This window comes from Tumebacillus flagellatus (assembly GCF_000714935.1).
Lineage (GTDB): Bacteria > Bacillota > Bacilli > Tumebacillales > Tumebacillaceae > Tumebacillus > Tumebacillus flagellatus.
This window is the reverse complement of the sequence record NZ_JMIR01000040.1, coordinates 1-16,414: the sequence shown is the minus strand read 5'-3', so window position 1 is coordinate 16,414 and position 16,414 is coordinate 1. Positions and strand designations below refer to the sequence as shown.

Genomic DNA, 16,414 nt, shown 5'->3' with positions numbered 1-16,414 from the left:
TGTCAAAAAAATCCGCTGCGCCCGAGTGCTTACCCCTTGACCGCACCGGCTGCAAACCCGGAGAGGAGCCGTTTTTGAAACAGGGCGAAGAAAAGCATCGCCGGAATCGTCACCAGCACGGCGCCCGCCATGAGGTAGTTCCACTCGATTCCGTACTGCCCGACGAAATGGAACAGCCCCACCGGCATCGTACGCAACTCATCCCCCGTGGTCAGCGACAGGGCAAACACGAACTCGTCCCACGAATTCAGAAAGCAAAATACCGCACAAGACGACAACCCCGGCAACCCCATCGGCAACACCACGCGAAAAAACGTCCCGCCTACTCCCGCTCCGTCCACCCACGCCGCTTCTTCAAGTTCGGCGGGGATGTGTTTGTAGAAGCCGTACATCATCCAGATGGCGAACGGAAGCGAGAAGGCGACGTTCGCCAAGATGAGGCCGGCGTAGGTGTTGAGAAGCCCCAACTGCTTGATCAGCACGAAGATCGGGAGCAGAAACAGCACGCCGGGGATCATCTGGGCGGTGAGGATGCCGAACAAAACGCTTTTCCGCCCTCGAAACGGCAGTCGGGCGAACGCGTAGCCCGCCATGCTCGACACGACCACGGCGATTCCGGTCGTCGCCAGCGCGATGAGCAGAGAGTTGGTCAAGTAACGCAGGAAATTGCCCCGCTGCCAAAGCGTCGTGAACGCGTGGAGTGTCGGGTGCTCCGGAATCCAATGTGGCGGGGTATGAAAGATCTCGCTTGAAGGCTTGAGAGAGGTCGAGAGCATCCAGAGCACCGGGAATACGAGAAACGCGAGAAACAGCAGTGCAGATGCCCACCAGAGCACCGGAAACCAAAACTTTCTCCTTTTCATGATTGCACATCCCCCTTACTCTTCGGCTCGTTTTCCGCCAACGTCCGTAGGATCTCCCCGTTTGTTACAGCTCCTCTGTCGCTCACCCACCGTTCTCTTCGCTCTATGCCTGTACCTCTTCCCCACTCTCGTTCAACAAGCGGTTGTACACGCTCGTCAGCAACGTGATCAGCACGATGATCAACACCGCCAGTGTCCCTGCATAGCCGAAGTTGAAGTTCTGAAACGCCACACGGAACACCCGCGTGACCAAAATCTCCGTTGCATGCGCCGGGCCGCCGCCTGTCAGGACGTAGACGATGTTGAACGAGTTGAACGTGCCGATCAGCGACAGAGTGCCCGCCATGATCAACGTCGGGCGCATCTGCGGCAATATCACGCGCCAGAAACGCTGAATCGCCTGCGCTCCGTCGATCATCGCCGCCTCGATTGTTTCACGTGGAATCATCTGCAACCCCGCCAGCAACAACAACGTCATCAGCGGCAGCCCGCGCCAGATGTCGACGAGAATCACGGCAACCATCGCCGTCGCATCCTGCCCCAGCCAGTTCACGGCAGGCACTCCAATCGATTGAAGCATGGCGTTGGCGATCCCAAACTGGTCGTGGAAGATCCACCTCCACACCAGCGAAGCGACGATGGAAGGCACCAACCATGGGAGCATATAAAGCGAGCGCACCCAGCCTGCGCCGCGCATGTTCACGTTTAGCAAGAGTGCCCCCATCATCCCGAACACGACCTTCAAACCCACCGATCCCACTGTAAAAACGACCGTGTGCAGCGCCGCCGCTCGAATCCTCGGATCGACGAACGCTTTGATGTAGTTTCTCGCTCCGACAAACGCATCGCGGTCGGGACGGATCAAAACTTTGTGCTGCAGGCTGAGCCACAGCGTGTTCAACAGCGGATAGAGCAGCACCAGCCCGAGCAAGAGCAACGCCGGGGTGAGAAAGAGGAATGCCTGCGTGCTAGTTTGAATCCGCCAGAATCTCGTCAACTTCCTGGGCTGCGTCATCGAGGGCCTCCTTGGGAGTTCGCTTGCCTGCCAGCGCCGTCTGGATCGCGTCGGACAGCAGGTTGTCGATCTGCGGCCACTCCGGGAGCGTCGGGTAGGCGCGCGCGTTTTGCGTGGCGGAGATCAGCACTTGGTAGTTCGGGTCGCGCGTGAAATTCGGGTCGTGCAGACCGGACTTGCGATACGGGATGAAGCCTGCCGTCTTGCTCCACGCTTGCGAGTTTTCCGGGTTGGTCACGTAGTCGATCCACTTCCACGCGGCTTGTTTGCGGGCGGCGGTTTTCAGCATCACGATGTGATCGGTCGTCGCCAGCGTCGCCGCTTGTTTGCCGACGGGATGGGGAGCCACGGCGTACTTCAAATCCGGTTGCTCCCGCTTGATTTCGGAAAAAAACCACGGACCCGTCGCGGTCATGCCTGCGATGTCGTGAAGGAACATCTGGTGCGAGTCGTTGCGTTTCGTGCTGAGTGCCGAGGCAGGAACGGCGTGGTCTTTGCGGTAGAGGTCGACGTAGAATTGCAGAGCTTGCACGCCTGCCTCGGAATTGAAGGCGGCGTGTTGGCGGTCCGGCGTGAGCAGGTCGCCGCCGTTTTGCCAGAGGAACGGCACCCAGCACATCGTGGTCTCCATCGAGTTGTCCCCCACGAGGCTGAAGCCGAAATGGTGGTGTTGGGTCATTTTTTTCGCGACGTCTTTGAATTCTTGCCAGTTCTGCGGCGGGTGTTCGCAGCCGATCGCGCGCAGCCAATCCGTGCGGTAGAACAGGCCGGTGGTGGTGAAGCCCTGCGGAATGCCCCAAGTGTGGCCGTTCCATTGCGTGGTTTCCCAAGCGGCTTCAACGAAGTCGTTTCGGTACGCGGGGGTGAGGTAGCGGTCGAGCGGCTCCAGAGCGCCCATCGCCGCCAATTCCGCTGTCCAGCGCCCGCCGTCGGTGGCGACATCGGGGCCGGAGCCCGAGGCGGCGGCCGTGATCAATTTCTCATGACCTTGGTCCCACGGGATGAAGTCGATTTGGACTTGGATGTCCGGGTTCTCCGTGTGAAACCGGTTGGCGAGTCGGCTGTAGAAGTCCTTCCACACGCCGTCTCCCATCACCCACACGTTGACGGTCACCGGGCCGGATGGCGCTTCTGAGGAAGACGTTGACGCGCATCCTGCCGCCAAACCGGTCAGGGCGAGTGTGGCCGCGAGTCGTTTCCATGCAACGGGTAGGTTCATTTTTTGAGGAAGCCCCTTCGTTTCGGTGTTTGTCTATTCCTTCCATATTGTGCCCCAAAAAAGAAGCATCCCAGCCGTTTGTTGCAGGCTGGGATGCTTGTTCGTACGTTTCTATTGTTCTAATGTTCATCAACACCGATGTGTTGGAGAATTTCCTGTTTGGAATTGGCGGTGAGCAGCAGGGAGGAAAGTCTCTGGATTTCCGCTTCATCCGTAACTTGCAGAATATACTCTCGCACTCGGTCGTCGAGGAAGTTTCGTAAGGAGAATTGCGAGAGGAGCAATTTATGCTGACCCTCGATCCGACCTTCTTTGAGACCTTCTTTGAGACCTTCTTTGCGTCCTTCTCGAATACCTTCCTTCAAACCTTCCCGAATCCCTTCGTTTCTTCCGTCCCTCATGGCTTCCTCTCTCGCTTGTTTTAGCAAGTTCACGTCGAACATCGATTTCACCATTTTCTCTACCTCCAGGAAAAAAGAGTCGTAGTACGCCTCAAACTTGTTGTACAAATGGCGGCTAAGGTTGAAGATGACCGTGGACATTTTGTTCACATCATCGTCTGTGATCAGGCGCTGCCGATGAACCTCCAGTATGGAGTCGTGACTCTGCTCGATGCATTCCTTCAGCCTGAGCAACTCTTGATGCACAAGTCGCTTCTTGTGAGATTCTGTAAGGTCTTGGTCATTCACAATCTTGGCGATCGCCTTTCGATAGGTGAAGACTTGAAAAGGAAGCAACGCGAACATCTGCCCCTTAAAATCCTCAGCGTTAAACTCCCAATACCGCTTGACCGGAACTTTGTATTCATAGAGATCCGACTGTTCATAGGGAGGAAACTGGACGAGGCAGGAAAGAAAGTCCGCACTCAGAGGCCCTTGTTCTAGATATATCACAAGTTGTGGGGGAAAGCGAACCACGAGTTGATCTTCCACCCTCTGAGTGCTCCCTTTCGCCACTTGAAATCCGTATTCAAACATACGGACAATCATGGAGGCATCGTTCTTGGTTTGAAACTCGATGTGAAACTCCTTGGATTCTTGCAAATCGGTCACTCGAATTCGCGAATCTGCATAGATCGTGTCCATTTCGCCGTTCACGAACTCTGTGTTTAGAGACTCCACACTGGCCGTCTCCGGGTCAAACGTTTCTCCAAACAGCCCATTCAAGAGTGCTACAATCGGTTTCGAAGATAAGTGAAACAGAGTTTTCAGAGACTCGTCAGCTTTCACTCGATTCCACCGCTTGCTTCTTGGTGCCAGCCTTACCTTTCGGGTTTGTACGGTCGACATAGAACACCTCGGCTTCTTGTTAGTTACGTTTTGTAACAATATAGCACAACTAAGCGAACATGTGTACCCCTTTTGTAAAAAATAAAAAACCCTCCCAATTTTCGTTAGGAGGGCTGTATTTGTTCCACGTGAAACAAGCTACCTTAACTGATTCCGCAGTTGATTTGCTTGGCGGGACAGCGTGATGAATTCGGTATCCAGTTGTTGTTTCTCTGCGGCGTCTGTTGCAGTAGAGAGTTGGAACGAGAGTTGCGAGAGTCGTGTTTCCAGCAGCAGCAGTTCGTCTTGGAGTTGTTTTTTCAGCTGTTTCTTGCCGGGAGCTGCGACGGGTTGGTTTTTTTGCTCCATGTACTCTTTGAAGCCCATCGGGTGCACGATCAACTGGCCGTCCCGAATCTCCCAGACTTTGTTCGTCATCTTCTCCAAAAAATAACGGTCATGCGACGCCACGAGAAACGCACCCGGATAGTCATCCAACGCCTCTTCCAGATTTTCGCGCGTGGCAATGTCCAAGTGGTTCGACGGCTCGTCGAGCACCAGCGTGTTGAACCGGCTGAGGATCAACTTCACCAGCACGTACCGCACCCGCTCTCCGTAACTGAGCGTCGCGAGCTTCCGGAACACCTCATCCCCCCGAAACAGAAACGATCCCAAGAACAACCGTGCCGTCGTGTTGTCCATGTTCGGCAAATCCAGCAGATCGTCCAACAACGAACGCTCCAAATTCAACGAGTCAAACACCTGATCAAAGTACCCCAGCGTCGCCGTCGGCGTGATGCGGATGTTCCCGCGCTCCGCCTCCAGTTGTCCGGTCAAGAGTTTCAACAACGTACTCTTGCCCATGCCGTTCGGGCCGACCAGCGCGATGCGGTCGTTTTTGTGGACTTCAAAACCGATATTGCGCAAGATCGCCCGCTCTCCGTAGCGGAACGTGACGTTCTCCCCCCGCATCAGCACCGGACGCTCCGACGTCACAATCTCCCAAAAACGCACCTTCGCCACCAGCTTGTTCTCCGGCTTCTCTTCCGGTTCCAACTTGGAGAGACGCTTCTCCAACGCTTTGGCTTTGGCGAACATGTTCGCCGCCGTGCTTTTGTCCCCCGCAATCAAGCATCGAGTAAACGTGTCGGTCGGCTTGCGGCCCTTCTCCCCCCGTTCCGCCCATTGGCGCTTGCGCTCGATCGCTTCTTCCAATCGGTCGCGCTCTTTCACATACTCTTGGTAGTTGTGCGCGATGCGCTCTTCCTCCGACGCCACCCATTGCGCGTATTGCGAGTACGTCCCCGGATACGGCGTGACGGCGCAGGCCTTCAACGCCCAAGTCTTGTTGGTGACATTGTCGAGGAAGCGGCGGTCGTGCGAGATCACCAGCAGCGAGACATTCGCGGCGCGGAGCTTTTTCTCCAACAGCTGCACGGCATCGAGGTCGAGGTGGTTCGTCGGCTCGTCAAGCAACAGCAAATCGGGTTTGGTGCCGAGCGCGGCCAGCAGCGCCACTTTCGTCTGCTCCCCGCCGCTCAACTGCGCGATCGGCAACTCCCAGATGTGATCGCGCAGCCCCATTTCTTTCGCCGCACTCTCCGTGATCGTCACGTTCTGCAACGCCAGCCAGTCAGACACCGTCTGCTCTTGAAACTCTTCCAAGGACTGCGGCACATACGCCACACTTCCGTAGAAGTATACCTGCCCTTCTTCCGGCTGCTCCGTCCCGGCGAGCAGGCGCATGAGAGTCGATTTGCCCTCCCCGTTGCGCCCGACCAGACCGATGCGGTCTCCGGCGTGGAGTTCCAGTTCGATATTCTTCAGCACGTCTCGCGTGCCGTACGATTGGCTCAAGTTCATGGTTTGCAGCAACATCATAAGGCGGTCCATCCCTTCGTTTTGAAAGTTCGAGTACGTTCTCCGTACAACCGAACATCAAAAAGCCGTGGGCATGCATACGCACGAATCCCACGGCAGAATAGACCCTGTTTGCAGAAAAAAACAAAGAGGTCGCTTCTCCTTACACCGTATCATGGATTCTGGACAGACGTATCCCGTCCAATCGCTTCGTGCTGTTTGCACAAAGCGACGTATGCAGTCAGACCTTTGAAGTTCGGGTCAGTTAGCATACAGAATGATCCATGTCGTGTAAGTAAGGCCACCTTTCACAGTTCCAAAGTTGCTTCTAGTATATGACATCCCACAGATCTTTACAACTCCTAAAAAAATGGGCACCTGGGCCAAGTTCCCGATTGCCCGCCCGGTAATACCCTGAACATGTAGAGATTTGGAGGTGGACCTCATGGCGGTTGTCAGAAGAAGAGCCTCGGATATACGCTTGTTGGCGCGCATGATGCGAGGAGAAGCGGAAGGTGAACTGGACCAAGGCATCCTGATGGTCGGGAACGTCGGAGTCAACCGGATCCGCGCGAACTGCTCGGACTTCAAGGGCATCCGCACGATTCCGCAGATGGTGTATCAACGCACCTGCCCGACGTGCAGTCACTATGCGTTTGAAGTGGTGGAAAAACCGACGTTCTACCAAAAGCCGCGCAACAAAGACATTCGGCTTGCCGAGCGCGCTGTCGACGGGATGCGTCTGTGGCCTGCCACGCAAGCGTTGTGGTACATGAATCCGAAATACATCAACCACGACGTTTGCGTCACCCCCTATTGGCCGACTCGAAACGCAAGGTTCGTCGGCCGCTATAAGCATCACTGCTTTTATGTTGCGACGTACAAAGAATGCCCCCATTTCGGCTATTAAAGGAGAGAATGAATTCCATGTATACGAAATCCCCTTGCTCCTGCGGGCAATCCTCGCTGACCGAATCTTTTTACCGGAAATCGCTGGCCCCGACCCAACCGATGTATCACCCGGTCGCCATGCCGATACCCGGGATGCCGATGGCGCCGAATATGCCCTACCCCGGCGGTTATGCCGGAACCGCCGGCATTCCAGGCGGTACCGGCTTCACCGGCGCAGGCGGCTCGACACCGGCAGCCAACACGGGAACTGACATTCCGAGCCCGCTCGGCGGTCCCGGCGAAGAGTCGTACATCGAAAACATCTTGCGCTTCAACCACGGCAAGATCGCCACGCTCTACCTGACCTATGAAAACAACACGCAATGGAACGCCAAAATCATCCGCGGCCGCATTGAAACTGCCGGACGCGACCACATCATCGTCAGCGACCCTTCCACCGGCAAGCGTTACTTGTTGCAGATGGTCAACCTCGACTGGGTGGAATTCGACGGCCCGATCAACTATATCGCTCCGAAACTCCCGCCGAACATTGCCGGACAGCTCACCCAAGGCTGATCAAGAACCCCTGTCAAAAAAGCTCCCGACACCATCCGGTGCGGGAGCTTTTTCACTACTTCGCCGATTTGGCAATGTTGTTTTCCGTCGTGGAGTAAGCGGTGCCTGCCGTGTGCAGGTTGCCGGAGACGTCGCGCATCGCCGTCTTGAGCAGGTTCAGAGACGCGTGCAACTTCGTCCAGAGGTCGTTGAACGCCGAGTGCGAACTCCCCGACCAGCCGGAAGAGGCGGTGTTCGCTGCCGAATTCAACGAAGAGATCGTGCCTTCGATCTCCGATACGATCGTGGAAAACGAGTCTCCTGTGGAATGCAGTTGTCCGGAATCGACTTGAATTTGCATCGGGTTTCCTCCTTACTTGGTATCGCGTTGTTGTTTCACGTGGAACTTTTCTAAGGTTCGCGCTTAGATCCGGTTAAAGCTGACGAACTCCCCGACCGGTTTGCGGTAGCCGCGCGGGCGCAGGGACGTGGTGTCTTCCTTGCCGATGGTGATCAGCATGACCGGGACGTAGCGCTCCGGAATGCTCAGCACCTCACGAAGTTGATCCGGCACGAAGCCGATCATCGGGCAGGTGTCCCAGCCGCGGTCTTTGGCGGTCAGCATGAACGTCATCGCCGCCAGCGACGCATTGCGAATCGCTTCTTCCCGCTGGAAGACCGGGCCGTTGCCCTCGTACATGCCGGTGATCATGTCGATCGTTTCATCAAACTCATCTTGCGAAATCACGCCGAGCTTGCGCAGCCCCTCGTAAATATGCGGAGCGTTTTGATACGCCAGCGTGTCGCCCAGAACCGCTACGACGGCCGATGCGGTTTTGACTTTGTATTGGTTGAAGGCAGCTTCGTAGACGCGCTCCTTGAGTTCCGGATCATCGACCACCAAAAAGTGTGCATGTTGCAAGTTGAACGCGGACGGACCGAACTTGACCACATTGAAAATGTCTTCTACCTCCGCACGCGGAATCTCGATCCCCTCGACAAACTTGTTCGCGGAACGGCGGGTTTTCACGATGTTCTGAAAATCTCCCATAAAAAACAGCCCCCAAACACGGTATCAATTCTCTACAAGAATAGAATACCGTGTTTGACAGCTTTTGTCTGTAAGTCTACGTACAACCCTAAGGCAAAAAGGGACTTTTTTCTCCAAGGAAGTACACATGCAACTCGTGCATCGCCCGGGTGCAGGCGGTGTAGAACAGTTTGCGCTCGCTCTCCCGCCCGTACTGCTCGCGGGACGCGTTGTAGATCACCACGGCGTCAAACTCCACGCCTTTGGCGAGGTAGGCGGGGATGACTTGGATGCCCGCCTCAAACGACCCGCTCTCTTGCGTGATCAAGCGCAAATCGAGATTCCCCTTGAGCGCGTCGTACGCTTGCCGGCTCTCCGCTGCCGTTTTGCAGATCAAGCCGATCGTGCGGTGCCCCTCCCCTTGCAACTGCAAGATGCGGTCGGTGATACGCGCCGCCAATTCGCTGTGATTGGGCAGTTGTTGCACCGTCGGCTCCGAACCGGGGCGGTTGAACGGCTCGATGTTGGCGTTGTCGCGAAGCATCTCCTTCGTGAACTCCACGATCTGGCGGGTGGAACGATAGCTTTTCGTCAGTACGAACAACTCGGTCTCTTCCGGGCCGTACAGCGTGTTCAGCCAGTCAAACGAAGAGTTCGGGTTGGCGTGCGCGTAGATCGCTTGGTTGAAGTAGCCGAGCACCGTCATCTTGGCGCGCGGGAAGAGTCGCTTCAAGAACGCGAATTGGAACGGCGAGTAGTCTTGCGCTTCGTCGACGAACACATGGCGGATCGAGTTGTTCGTTTGGAAGCCTTCCAGACGCTCTTTGAGGTAGAGATACGGTGTCGCGTCCTCGTACGCCAAGTACGCGTCGTTGACGAGCTCCACCGTCTTGGCTGCGATCTCCTGCCAGCGTGCGGGCAGGTCGTCGTGCAGCCTGCGGGCGAGTTCTTCGTTGGCAAACAGATTTCGATAGACCGCCGGGACGTTCAAAAAGCGCAGACGCTTCACGCCGGAGCGCAGTTTTTTGAAATGTTCTTGGACGACCATGTAGGCGAGTTGATCGCGCTCTTTCTCGTAGTCGTCGAAGCTGTTTTCGGTGAATTGTTTTTTCTTGCGCAAGCGTTGGTACGCTTTGAGGTAGGTTTCCGGGTCGAGCAGTTCGATCTCTTCGTCCACCCAGCCCTTCTCCAGCTCTTGCTTGCTGATCGCGCGCAGTTCTTCCAACAGCCATTCGGTGAGCAGGCGCATGCGGTTGGGGATCGGCAGCGTCGGTTCGTACGTGTAGAACTGCGTGCGAATCTGCTCGGAGGAGATCAGCGTCTCGCCTCGGAAGCGAATGCCCTTGAAGACCAGCCCTTCGCGGCCGAGGTGCGCGACGTAGCGCTCCAGCATCTCCAAGTAGCTCGTCGCCGATTTGAACGTGATCCCCTCGATGCGCGCTTCATAGTCCCCTTCCCCCATCGCCGTCAGCACGTACTCCATCTGGCTGAGCGGGTCTTCGATGTGGAAGTCGCGTCCCAACCGGTGTTCAAGGTATTCGATGAACGTCGTCTGCTGCATGTTCTCTTCGCCGAGCTCCGGCAAGACGGTGGAGACGTAGGAGTTGAACATCGTGTTCGGCGAGAACAGCACGATCTGGTCGGCGGTCAGCGATTCCCGGAAGCGGTAGAGCAAGTACGCGACGCGTTGCAAGGCGGCGGACGTCTTGCCGCTTCCCGCCGCGCCTTGGACGATCAAGAGGCGGGACGTCGTGTTGCGGATGATGCGGTTTTGTTCGCGTTGGATCGTGGCGACGATGCTTTTCATCTGCGAGTCGGAATGCTTGCCGAGCACTTCCTGGAGCAGTTCGTCGCCGATCGTGACTCCGGTGTCAAACAAACTGAGAATCCGGCCGTCGCGGATGATGTATTGACGCTTGAGTTCCAACTCCCCGTGCACCGTGCCGTCCGGCGTTTCGTACTCGGCGGGGCCCGGCGGGTAGTCGTAGTAGAGAGAGGAAACGGGAGCGCGCCAGTCGTAGATCAGGAACTCGTCGTCCGTAGCATTGAGCAACGATCCGATCCCTAAGTAGATGGAGTCGGTGCGGTCGGAGCCTGTTTCCGTGAAATCAATGCGCCCGAAGTACGGAGACTGGTGCAGGCGCAGGAGTTTTTTCAGTTGGTTTTGCGCGTGGCGGTGGTTGCGCTCGCGTTCGGAGAGCACTTCCGCTTGCTGTTTGAGGGAGACATAGGTTTCGATGATGTCGTCCGGCTCGTCGAGGTTGACCGTCACATCGTCCCAGAAGTTGTTGCGGATCTCCACGACCTCTTCGCGGATCGCGCCGAGTTTTTCCGTCAGGTGATCGATTCGCTCGTCAATCTCCGTGACGACGCGGGTCACCCGCTGCTGTTCCGCTTGAAATTCTTGCTCAGGCAAACTCATGAAACCACTCCTTTTTGCAAAGGTTGACAGACGTGCACTGTTTGTGATATCATTATAGTAGGGTTATTACATAGTAATTCTACTGTTAATGATAGCCATTCCTCATTGTAGCATGAGGCTTTTTGCTTTTCAATATGTATGTGCCAACGGAGACGCGCAAGCGGTCTCCGTTTTTTATTGTGTACAGCAAAAGGAAAAAGGCCCGCGTTTGCAGCGGGGCCTTTTTTAGTTGGCGAAGTTGCCCGAATGATAATCTACAAACGCTTGCTGAATCTCTTCCGCCGTGTTCATCACAAACGGCCCGTGCGCGGCGATCGGTTCGTGCAACGGTTTCCCTGCGATCCACAGCGCGTGGAGAGCCGTTTTCGCTTCGACGGTCACCACGCTGGCCGTGCCGTCCCCCGCCTCCAGAGCATTCACCCAGAGCACTTGATTCTTCTCACCGGGGGTGTTGTTCGCGCCAAACGTCCCCTCCCCCTCCAAAATGTAAAAAAATCCACGATACGAAGCCGGCACCGCTTGCTCCACTTTCGCACCCGGCTCCAGTTTGAGGTCCAAGTAGGTCACCGGCACATGGTTCAGCGTGTCGGCTTTGACATCGCCGGACGAACCGGAGAACACGCGGATTTCCACGCCCGGTTCGCGGCGGACGGGCATTTGGGCAGCTTTGAGGTCTTGGTAACGGGGTTGGGTCATTTTATGCGCGCGGGGCAAGTTGACCCAGAGTTGCAAACTATGTACCGTCTCGCCCGGCAGCGGGTCTTCACTGTGGATCACGCCCCGCCCGGCGGTCATCCACTGCACATCGCCCGGTTCGAGGATGCCGAGACCGCCGTGGTTGTCTTCGTGCTTCAGTTTGCCTTCGATCACGTAAGTGACCGTTTCCATGCCGCGGTGCGGGTGGAAATCAAACGTGCCCTGCCCAAACCAGTCTTCCATCATGATCAGAAACGGATCGAAGTCCGACCAGCGAACGGGTGCCAGCACTTGCGCCACTTGCAGGTGCGGGCCTCTGCCCCGTTGCGGGACGACGTTCCAGACCTGAGAGATCGATCGTTGTTGCGTTGTCATGGAGAGCCCTCCGTTCAAATTGGAAAAAGAGACCCGATCCGATCAGGGTCTCTTTTTATCATGCCTGAAAATCCTTACGTCCACCAGACGTTGTCCAGCTTTTCGCGGATCACTTGTTGTTTCAGGAAGGCGACCGCTTTCTGGAAGCCTTCTTCGACCGCCATCAAGCTGTCTTCGTGCTCGATGCTGAGCGTTCCGGTGTAGCCGACGAGTTGCAAAGCGGAAACGATGTCGCGCCACACTTTCTCCCCGTGGCCGTAGCCGACGGTGCGGAAGATCCACGAGCGCTGCAGCTCGTTGCGGTAGCTCTTCGTGTCGAGCACGCCTTGGAGCGCCGTGTTGCGGTCGTCAAACGCCGTGTCCTTGGCGTGGACGTGGAAGATCGCGTTCTGCCGCCCGAGTTCCTTGATGCACGCCACCGGGTCCATGCCTTGCCAGAACAGATGGCTCGGATCGAAGTTCATGCCGATCGTGTCGCCGCACGCTTCGCGCAGGCGCAGCATCGTTTCCGTGTTGTAGACCACGAAGCCCGGATGCGCTTCGATCGCGACGCGCACACCGTGTTTTTTCAAGAATTCGTGCTGCTTCGACCAGTACGGGATCACTTTCTCGCGCCATTGCCAGTCGAGGACTTGCGTAAACTCCTCCGGCCACGGGCAAGTGACCCAGACGGGGTTTTGCGAAGTTTCCGATTCGCCGGGGCAGCCGGAGAACGTGATCACTTGCAGACCGCCGAGCTCCTCCGCGAGACGAACGGTGTTCACAAAATCCTCGTGGTAGCGGCGGGCGGTCTCCGCGTTCGGGTGCAGCGGGTTGCCGTGGACGCTGAGCGCCGAAATCTCAAGTCCGCGGTCGGATACTTCCTTGGCGAACCGGCGCAGTTTGGCTTTGTCCGCCAACAGTTCCGCGGGGTTGCAATGCGCTTGGCCCGGATAGCCGCCAGTGCCGATCTCAACAGTGTCGAGGCCGCTTTTTGCCACATAATCAAGGGCGTCGGTGAACGACCGGTCGCCGAACAACACCAGAAAGACGCCGAGTTTCATCTAGTTCACCGCCTCCGTTTCCAAGCGCTCCAGCGGTTTGGCGTTGCCGCGCACCGGAGTCGGGCCTTGCGTCGATTTCGCCCAGCGGACGGCGTTGGCGATCACTTGCTGCACTTGCGCGTGGTGATACGTCGGGTGGGTTTCATGCCCCGGACGGAAGTAGAAGATCTTGCCGCTGCCACGGCGGAACGTGCAGCCGCTGCGGAACACTTCGCCGCCTTGGAACCACGAGACCAGCACGAGTTCGTCGGGAGCCGGGATGTCGAAGTGCTCGCCGTACATCTCTTCGTGCTCCAGTTCGATGTACTCGCCGATGCCGCTGACGATCGGATGCGTCGGGTCAACGACCCAGAGGCGTTCGCGCTCGTTTGCTTCGCGCCATTTCAGGTCGCATCCGGTGCCCATCAGTTTTTTGAACACTTTCGAGAAGTGGCCGGAGTGCAGGACGATCAGGCCCATGCCGCTCCAGACGCGCTGAATCACTTTTTCCACGACCTCGTCGCTCACGTCGCCGTGCGCGATATGGCCCCACCAGATCAGCACGTCGGTGTCGTTCAACACTTCGTCTGTCAGACCGTGTTCCGCTTCGTCCAGCGTGGCGGTGCGAACGGCAAAGCCCTGCTCTTTCAGCGGATCGCCGATCGCGTTGTGGATGCCGTTCGGGTAGATCTCGGCGACCACGGGGTTTTTCAATTCGTGACGGTATTCATTCCAGACGGTAACGCGGATGGTTTCGCTCATGAGAGTTATCTCCTTTGTCCCGATTCATCGAAATAGATCGCCGTGCCGGTCTTGGCGGAGTCGTAGATCGCTTGCAGGATTTCCGTGACGACGAGCGCTTCCTCCGGTTTAACGACCGGCTCCGTGTCATGGAGGATCGATTCGATCCACAGCCGCGCTTCGAGGTCGGCGGCGCTCTCCGATTCGCCGTCGTAGAAGTCGACACCCTTGCCTTCCAGTTCCACTTGGCGGGTGTAGAGGCGGCCGAGATCTTCGCCGTTGATGCGCAGGCCGTCCAGCATGTCGGCGCCGCCCTTGGTGCCGGAGAGCGAGCACTTCGCTTCGCCGGTTTGCAGCGTGTTCAGCGCCCAACTCGATTCGAGCACGATCGTCGCGCCGTCGTGCATGACGATGAATCCGAACGCGGAGTCCTCGACCGTGAACTTTGCCGGGTCCCACGGGCCCCACGCGTTCGCGGCGTTCTCCATCTTGCCGAGTTGGTGGTGCGTGGTGCCGACGACCATCTTCGGTTTGTAGTTGTTCATCATCCAGAGCGTCAAGTCGAGGGCGTGCGTCCCGATGTCGATCAACGGCCCCCCGCCCTGCTTCTCTTCATCTAAAAAAACGCCCCACGTCGGAACTGCCCGGCGACGAATCGCGTGCGCCTTGGCGTAGTAGATGTGGCCCAGATCGCCGCGCTCGCAGATTTCCTTCAAGTAGCGGCTGTCGGCGCGAAATCGGTTCTGGTAGCCGATCGACAATTTCTTGCCGGTGCGGCGGGCCGCTTCGACCATCGCTTTGGCGCCGTCGACCGTTTTGTCCATCGGTTTTTCGCACATGACGTGCTTGCCCGCTTCCAGAGCGGCGACCGTGATTTCCGCGTGCGTATCATTCGGGGTGCAGATGTGCACCACGTCTATAGTGGCGTCGTTCAAAAGTTCCCGGTAGTCCGTGTAGACCTGTGCGTCCTCGGTGCCGAACTGCTCCTTGGCGGCCGCCGCAGCACTCTCGACGATGTCACAAAAAGCGACCAACTCCACCTCCGGCAGCTTCTTCAAGCTCGGCAGGTGCTTTCCGCGTGCGATGCCGTTGCAACCGATCATGCCAACTCTCAGTTTCTGGGTCATAAGGTTCCCTCCAAAGTCAGATAAAACGTTTTCCAAGAGCAAGAACAGTACTATTTAGGTTGGGATCGAAACACCGAGAAAACGTTTTCTTGACCTGAATCTCTCACATTTCGTATCGTTTGTCAACTGCGGACTTGCCCTGCGAGTCGGCTTTCAGGTACAGTGGTCTCAAGAGAGGTGTCCGACATGAATCCATCGATCCGCGATGTGGCGAAGAAAGCCAACGTCTCGATCTCGACCGTGTCCCGCGTGTTCAACAACCCGGAATCGGTCAACCAAGAGATGCGGGAGCGGGTTTTGAAAGTCATAGAAGAGTTGGGGTACGCCCCGAATCCGTTTGCGTCCGGGCTGCGCGACAACCGCAGCAAAGTGATCGTCGCGATGATTCCCGATATTGAGAATCCGTACTTTGCCGAGATGCTGTCCGGGATTGAAGAAGTGGCGCTCTCCAACCGCTACACGGTGATGATTTGCAACGACATTCAGAACGAAGAACGTTTTCTGCACTATGTCAAAACGTTCGTGAAAATGAAAGTGGACGGCGTGATTTTTGCCAGTACGGTGATCACGGAGTTTTATCGTAAGAACTTCGAGGCCCTGCGCGTGCCCGTCGTGCTGGCGTCCACTGAAGGGCGCGAGTGGAATTTGCCTTCTGTGCGGGTGGACGATTACCAAGCGAGTTTTGATGCGACGACGTTTTTGATTCAGAACGGGCATGAAGCGATCGGTTTTCTGAGCGGCCCGGAGCAGGCGCCGATTGCCGGGAGAGAGCGGTATGAAGGGTTCGTGGCGGCGATGAAGGCGCATGACTTGCCGGTGTCGGCGCAACATGTGGTTTTTTCTGAGGAGATGTCGTTTGACGCGGGGTTTGCGGCGATGGCGAAGCTATACGCCAAGATGCCGCATTTGACGGCGGTGTATGCCGCAAGCGACGCGATGGCGATCGGGGCGATGCAGTTTTTGCACCAGCAGGGGTTGGAAGTGCCCCGCCATGTGTCGGTGATGGGGTTTGACAACTTGGAGCTCTCGCGGATGGTCTCGCCAGGACTCACGACCGTGGCGCAGCAGATCACAAAAATCGGCAAGACGGCGGCGGAGTTGCTGTTTCAAGCGATTGAAAACCGCGAGGAAGAACGGGACGAGGCGTTGGAAAGCGTGCGGATGGAGCACGAGATCATCGTGCGCGGGAGTGTGCGGAATCGGCGGTTGTTGGAGGAGTGAGGCGTTGTTTCACGTGAAAACATGAAAAGACCGACTGTCCTTGAGTGATGTGCACCCCTTAAAATAGACATTGAGAAAAGACCCCTCAATGGTAATCTATTTTAGGGGG

Annotated in this window: 15 protein-coding genes; 3 read left to right on the top strand and 12 right to left on the bottom strand. The window is 56.9% G+C overall.

Annotated features, from left to right (window positions below):
- Nucleotides 1-29 precede the first annotated feature (29 nt).
- From EL26_RS20365 to abc-f, 5 genes are all read right to left on the bottom strand, one after another.
- Nucleotides 30-863 carry a carbohydrate ABC transporter permease gene (locus EL26_RS20365; protein ID WP_052036630.1) on the bottom strand — a complete coding sequence of 278 codons (834 nt, stop codon included), beginning with the start codon at nt 861-863 and terminating at the stop codon, nt 30-32.
- A gap of 103 nt (nt 864-966) precedes the next feature.
- On the bottom strand, nt 967-1,878 hold the full coding sequence (locus tag EL26_RS20360) for a carbohydrate ABC transporter permease (protein ID WP_052036629.1): 912 nt from the start codon (nt 1,876-1,878) through the stop codon (nt 967-969).
- Nucleotides 1,832-3,097 carry an extracellular solute-binding protein gene (locus EL26_RS20355; protein WP_081857364.1) on the bottom strand — a complete coding sequence of 422 codons (1,266 nt, stop codon included), beginning with the start codon at nt 3,095-3,097 and terminating at the stop codon, nt 1,832-1,834. Before EL26_RS20355 ends, EL26_RS20360 begins: the two co-directional genes overlap by 47 nt.
- A 119-nt stretch (nt 3,098-3,216) precedes the next feature.
- A complete protein-coding gene (locus tag EL26_RS20350; protein WP_038093525.1) occupies nt 3,217-4,386 on the bottom strand; it encodes an RpnC/YadD family protein in 1,170 nt (389 codons plus the stop codon).
- A 138-nt stretch (nt 4,387-4,524) separates the two neighbouring features.
- On the bottom strand, nt 4,525-6,246 hold the full coding sequence (abc-f, locus tag EL26_RS20345) for a ribosomal protection-like ABC-F family protein (RefSeq protein WP_038093522.1): 1,722 nt from the start codon (nt 6,244-6,246) through the stop codon (nt 4,525-4,527).
- Nucleotides 6,247-6,670: 424 nt separating this feature from the next.
- Between abc-f and EL26_RS20340 the strand changes: the two genes are divergently transcribed.
- Together EL26_RS20340 and gerQ are read left to right on the top strand one after the other, a co-directional pair.
- Nucleotides 6,671-7,135, top strand: coding sequence for a cell wall hydrolase (locus tag EL26_RS20340; protein WP_038093520.1), 465 nt, complete (start codon nt 6,671-6,673; stop codon nt 7,133-7,135).
- Between the two features lie 17 nt (nt 7,136-7,152).
- A complete protein-coding gene (gene gerQ / locus EL26_RS20335; RefSeq protein WP_238546159.1) occupies nt 7,153-7,692 on the top strand; it encodes a spore coat protein GerQ in 540 nt (179 codons plus the stop codon).
- Between the two features lie 55 nt (nt 7,693-7,747).
- On the opposite strand, the gene EL26_RS20330 is transcribed toward gerQ, so the two are convergent.
- The 7 genes from EL26_RS20330 to EL26_RS20300 form a co-directional block, all read right to left on the bottom strand.
- Nucleotides 7,748-8,032 carry a WXG100 family type VII secretion target gene (locus EL26_RS20330; protein ID WP_038093517.1) on the bottom strand — a complete coding sequence of 95 codons (285 nt, stop codon included), beginning with the start codon at nt 8,030-8,032 and terminating at the stop codon, nt 7,748-7,750.
- Between the two features lie 63 nt (nt 8,033-8,095).
- Nucleotides 8,096-8,722, bottom strand: a complete 627-nt coding sequence (locus EL26_RS20325; protein ID WP_038093514.1) for a nitroreductase family protein — start codon at nt 8,720-8,722, stop codon at nt 8,096-8,098.
- Nucleotides 8,723-8,810: 88 nt separating this feature from the next.
- Nucleotides 8,811-11,123, bottom strand: a complete 2,313-nt coding sequence (helD, locus tag EL26_RS20320) for an RNA polymerase recycling motor HelD (RefSeq protein ID WP_038093511.1) — start codon at nt 11,121-11,123, stop codon at nt 8,811-8,813.
- A gap of 225 nt (nt 11,124-11,348) precedes the next feature.
- A complete protein-coding gene (locus EL26_RS20315; protein WP_038093508.1) occupies nt 11,349-12,194 on the bottom strand; it encodes a pirin family protein in 846 nt (281 codons plus the stop codon).
- 74 nt (nt 12,195-12,268) lie between these two features.
- The gene (locus tag EL26_RS20310; protein ID WP_038093505.1) at nt 12,269-13,237 is read right to left on the bottom strand and encodes a sugar phosphate isomerase/epimerase family protein; all 969 of its coding nucleotides are present in this window, start codon (nt 13,235-13,237) and stop codon (nt 12,269-12,271) included.
- On the bottom strand, nt 13,238-13,978 hold the full coding sequence (locus EL26_RS20305; RefSeq protein ID WP_038093501.1) for a ThuA domain-containing protein: 741 nt from the start codon (nt 13,976-13,978) through the stop codon (nt 13,238-13,240).
- Between the two features lie 5 nt (nt 13,979-13,983).
- Nucleotides 13,984-15,084, bottom strand: a complete 1,101-nt coding sequence (locus EL26_RS20300) for a Gfo/Idh/MocA family protein (protein ID WP_038093498.1) — start codon at nt 15,082-15,084, stop codon at nt 13,984-13,986.
- A 186-nt stretch (nt 15,085-15,270) separates the two neighbouring features.
- Between EL26_RS20300 and EL26_RS20295 the strand changes: the two genes are divergently transcribed.
- Nucleotides 15,271-16,305, top strand: coding sequence for a LacI family DNA-binding transcriptional regulator (locus EL26_RS20295; protein ID WP_038093495.1), 1,035 nt, complete (start codon nt 15,271-15,273; stop codon nt 16,303-16,305).
- The last annotated feature ends 109 nt before the right edge of the window (nt 16,306-16,414 follow it).

What these genes read in the sequence shown, in the direction of transcription:
- EL26_RS20365 (WP_052036630.1), bottom strand. Translation starts at nt 863, where the DNA reads ATGAAAAGGAGAAAGTTTTGGTTTCCGGTGCTCTGGTGGGCATCTGCA.
- EL26_RS20360 (WP_052036629.1), bottom strand. Translation starts at nt 1,878, where the DNA reads ATGACGCAGCCCAGGAAGTTGACGAGATTCTGGCGGATTCAAACTAGC.
- EL26_RS20355 (WP_081857364.1), bottom strand. Translation starts at nt 3,097, where the DNA reads ATGAACCTACCCGTTGCATGGAAACGACTCGCGGCCACACTCGCCCTG.
- EL26_RS20350 (WP_038093525.1), bottom strand. Translation starts at nt 4,386, where the DNA reads ATGTCGACCGTACAAACCCGAAAGGTAAGGCTGGCACCAAGAAGCAAG.
- abc-f (WP_038093522.1), bottom strand. Translation starts at nt 6,246, where the DNA reads ATGATGTTGCTGCAAACCATGAACTTGAGCCAATCGTACGGCACGCGA.
- EL26_RS20340 (WP_038093520.1), top strand. Translation starts at nt 6,671, where the DNA reads ATGGCGGTTGTCAGAAGAAGAGCCTCGGATATACGCTTGTTGGCGCGC.
- gerQ (WP_238546159.1), top strand. Translation starts at nt 7,153, where the DNA reads ATGTATACGAAATCCCCTTGCTCCTGCGGGCAATCCTCGCTGACCGAA.
- EL26_RS20330 (WP_038093517.1), bottom strand. Translation starts at nt 8,032, where the DNA reads ATGCAAATTCAAGTCGATTCCGGACAACTGCATTCCACAGGAGACTCG.
- EL26_RS20325 (WP_038093514.1), bottom strand. Translation starts at nt 8,722, where the DNA reads ATGGGAGATTTTCAGAACATCGTGAAAACCCGCCGTTCCGCGAACAAG.
- helD (WP_038093511.1), bottom strand. Translation starts at nt 11,123, where the DNA reads ATGAGTTTGCCTGAGCAAGAATTTCAAGCGGAACAGCAGCGGGTGACC.
- EL26_RS20315 (WP_038093508.1), bottom strand. Translation starts at nt 12,194, where the DNA reads ATGACAACGCAACAACGATCGATCTCTCAGGTCTGGAACGTCGTCCCG.
- EL26_RS20310 (WP_038093505.1), bottom strand. Translation starts at nt 13,237, where the DNA reads ATGAAACTCGGCGTCTTTCTGGTGTTGTTCGGCGACCGGTCGTTCACC.
- EL26_RS20305 (WP_038093501.1), bottom strand. Translation starts at nt 13,978, where the DNA reads ATGAGCGAAACCATCCGCGTTACCGTCTGGAATGAATACCGTCACGAA.
- EL26_RS20300 (WP_038093498.1), bottom strand. Translation starts at nt 15,084, where the DNA reads ATGACCCAGAAACTGAGAGTTGGCATGATCGGTTGCAACGGCATCGCA.
- EL26_RS20295 (WP_038093495.1), top strand. Translation starts at nt 15,271, where the DNA reads ATGAATCCATCGATCCGCGATGTGGCGAAGAAAGCCAACGTCTCGATC.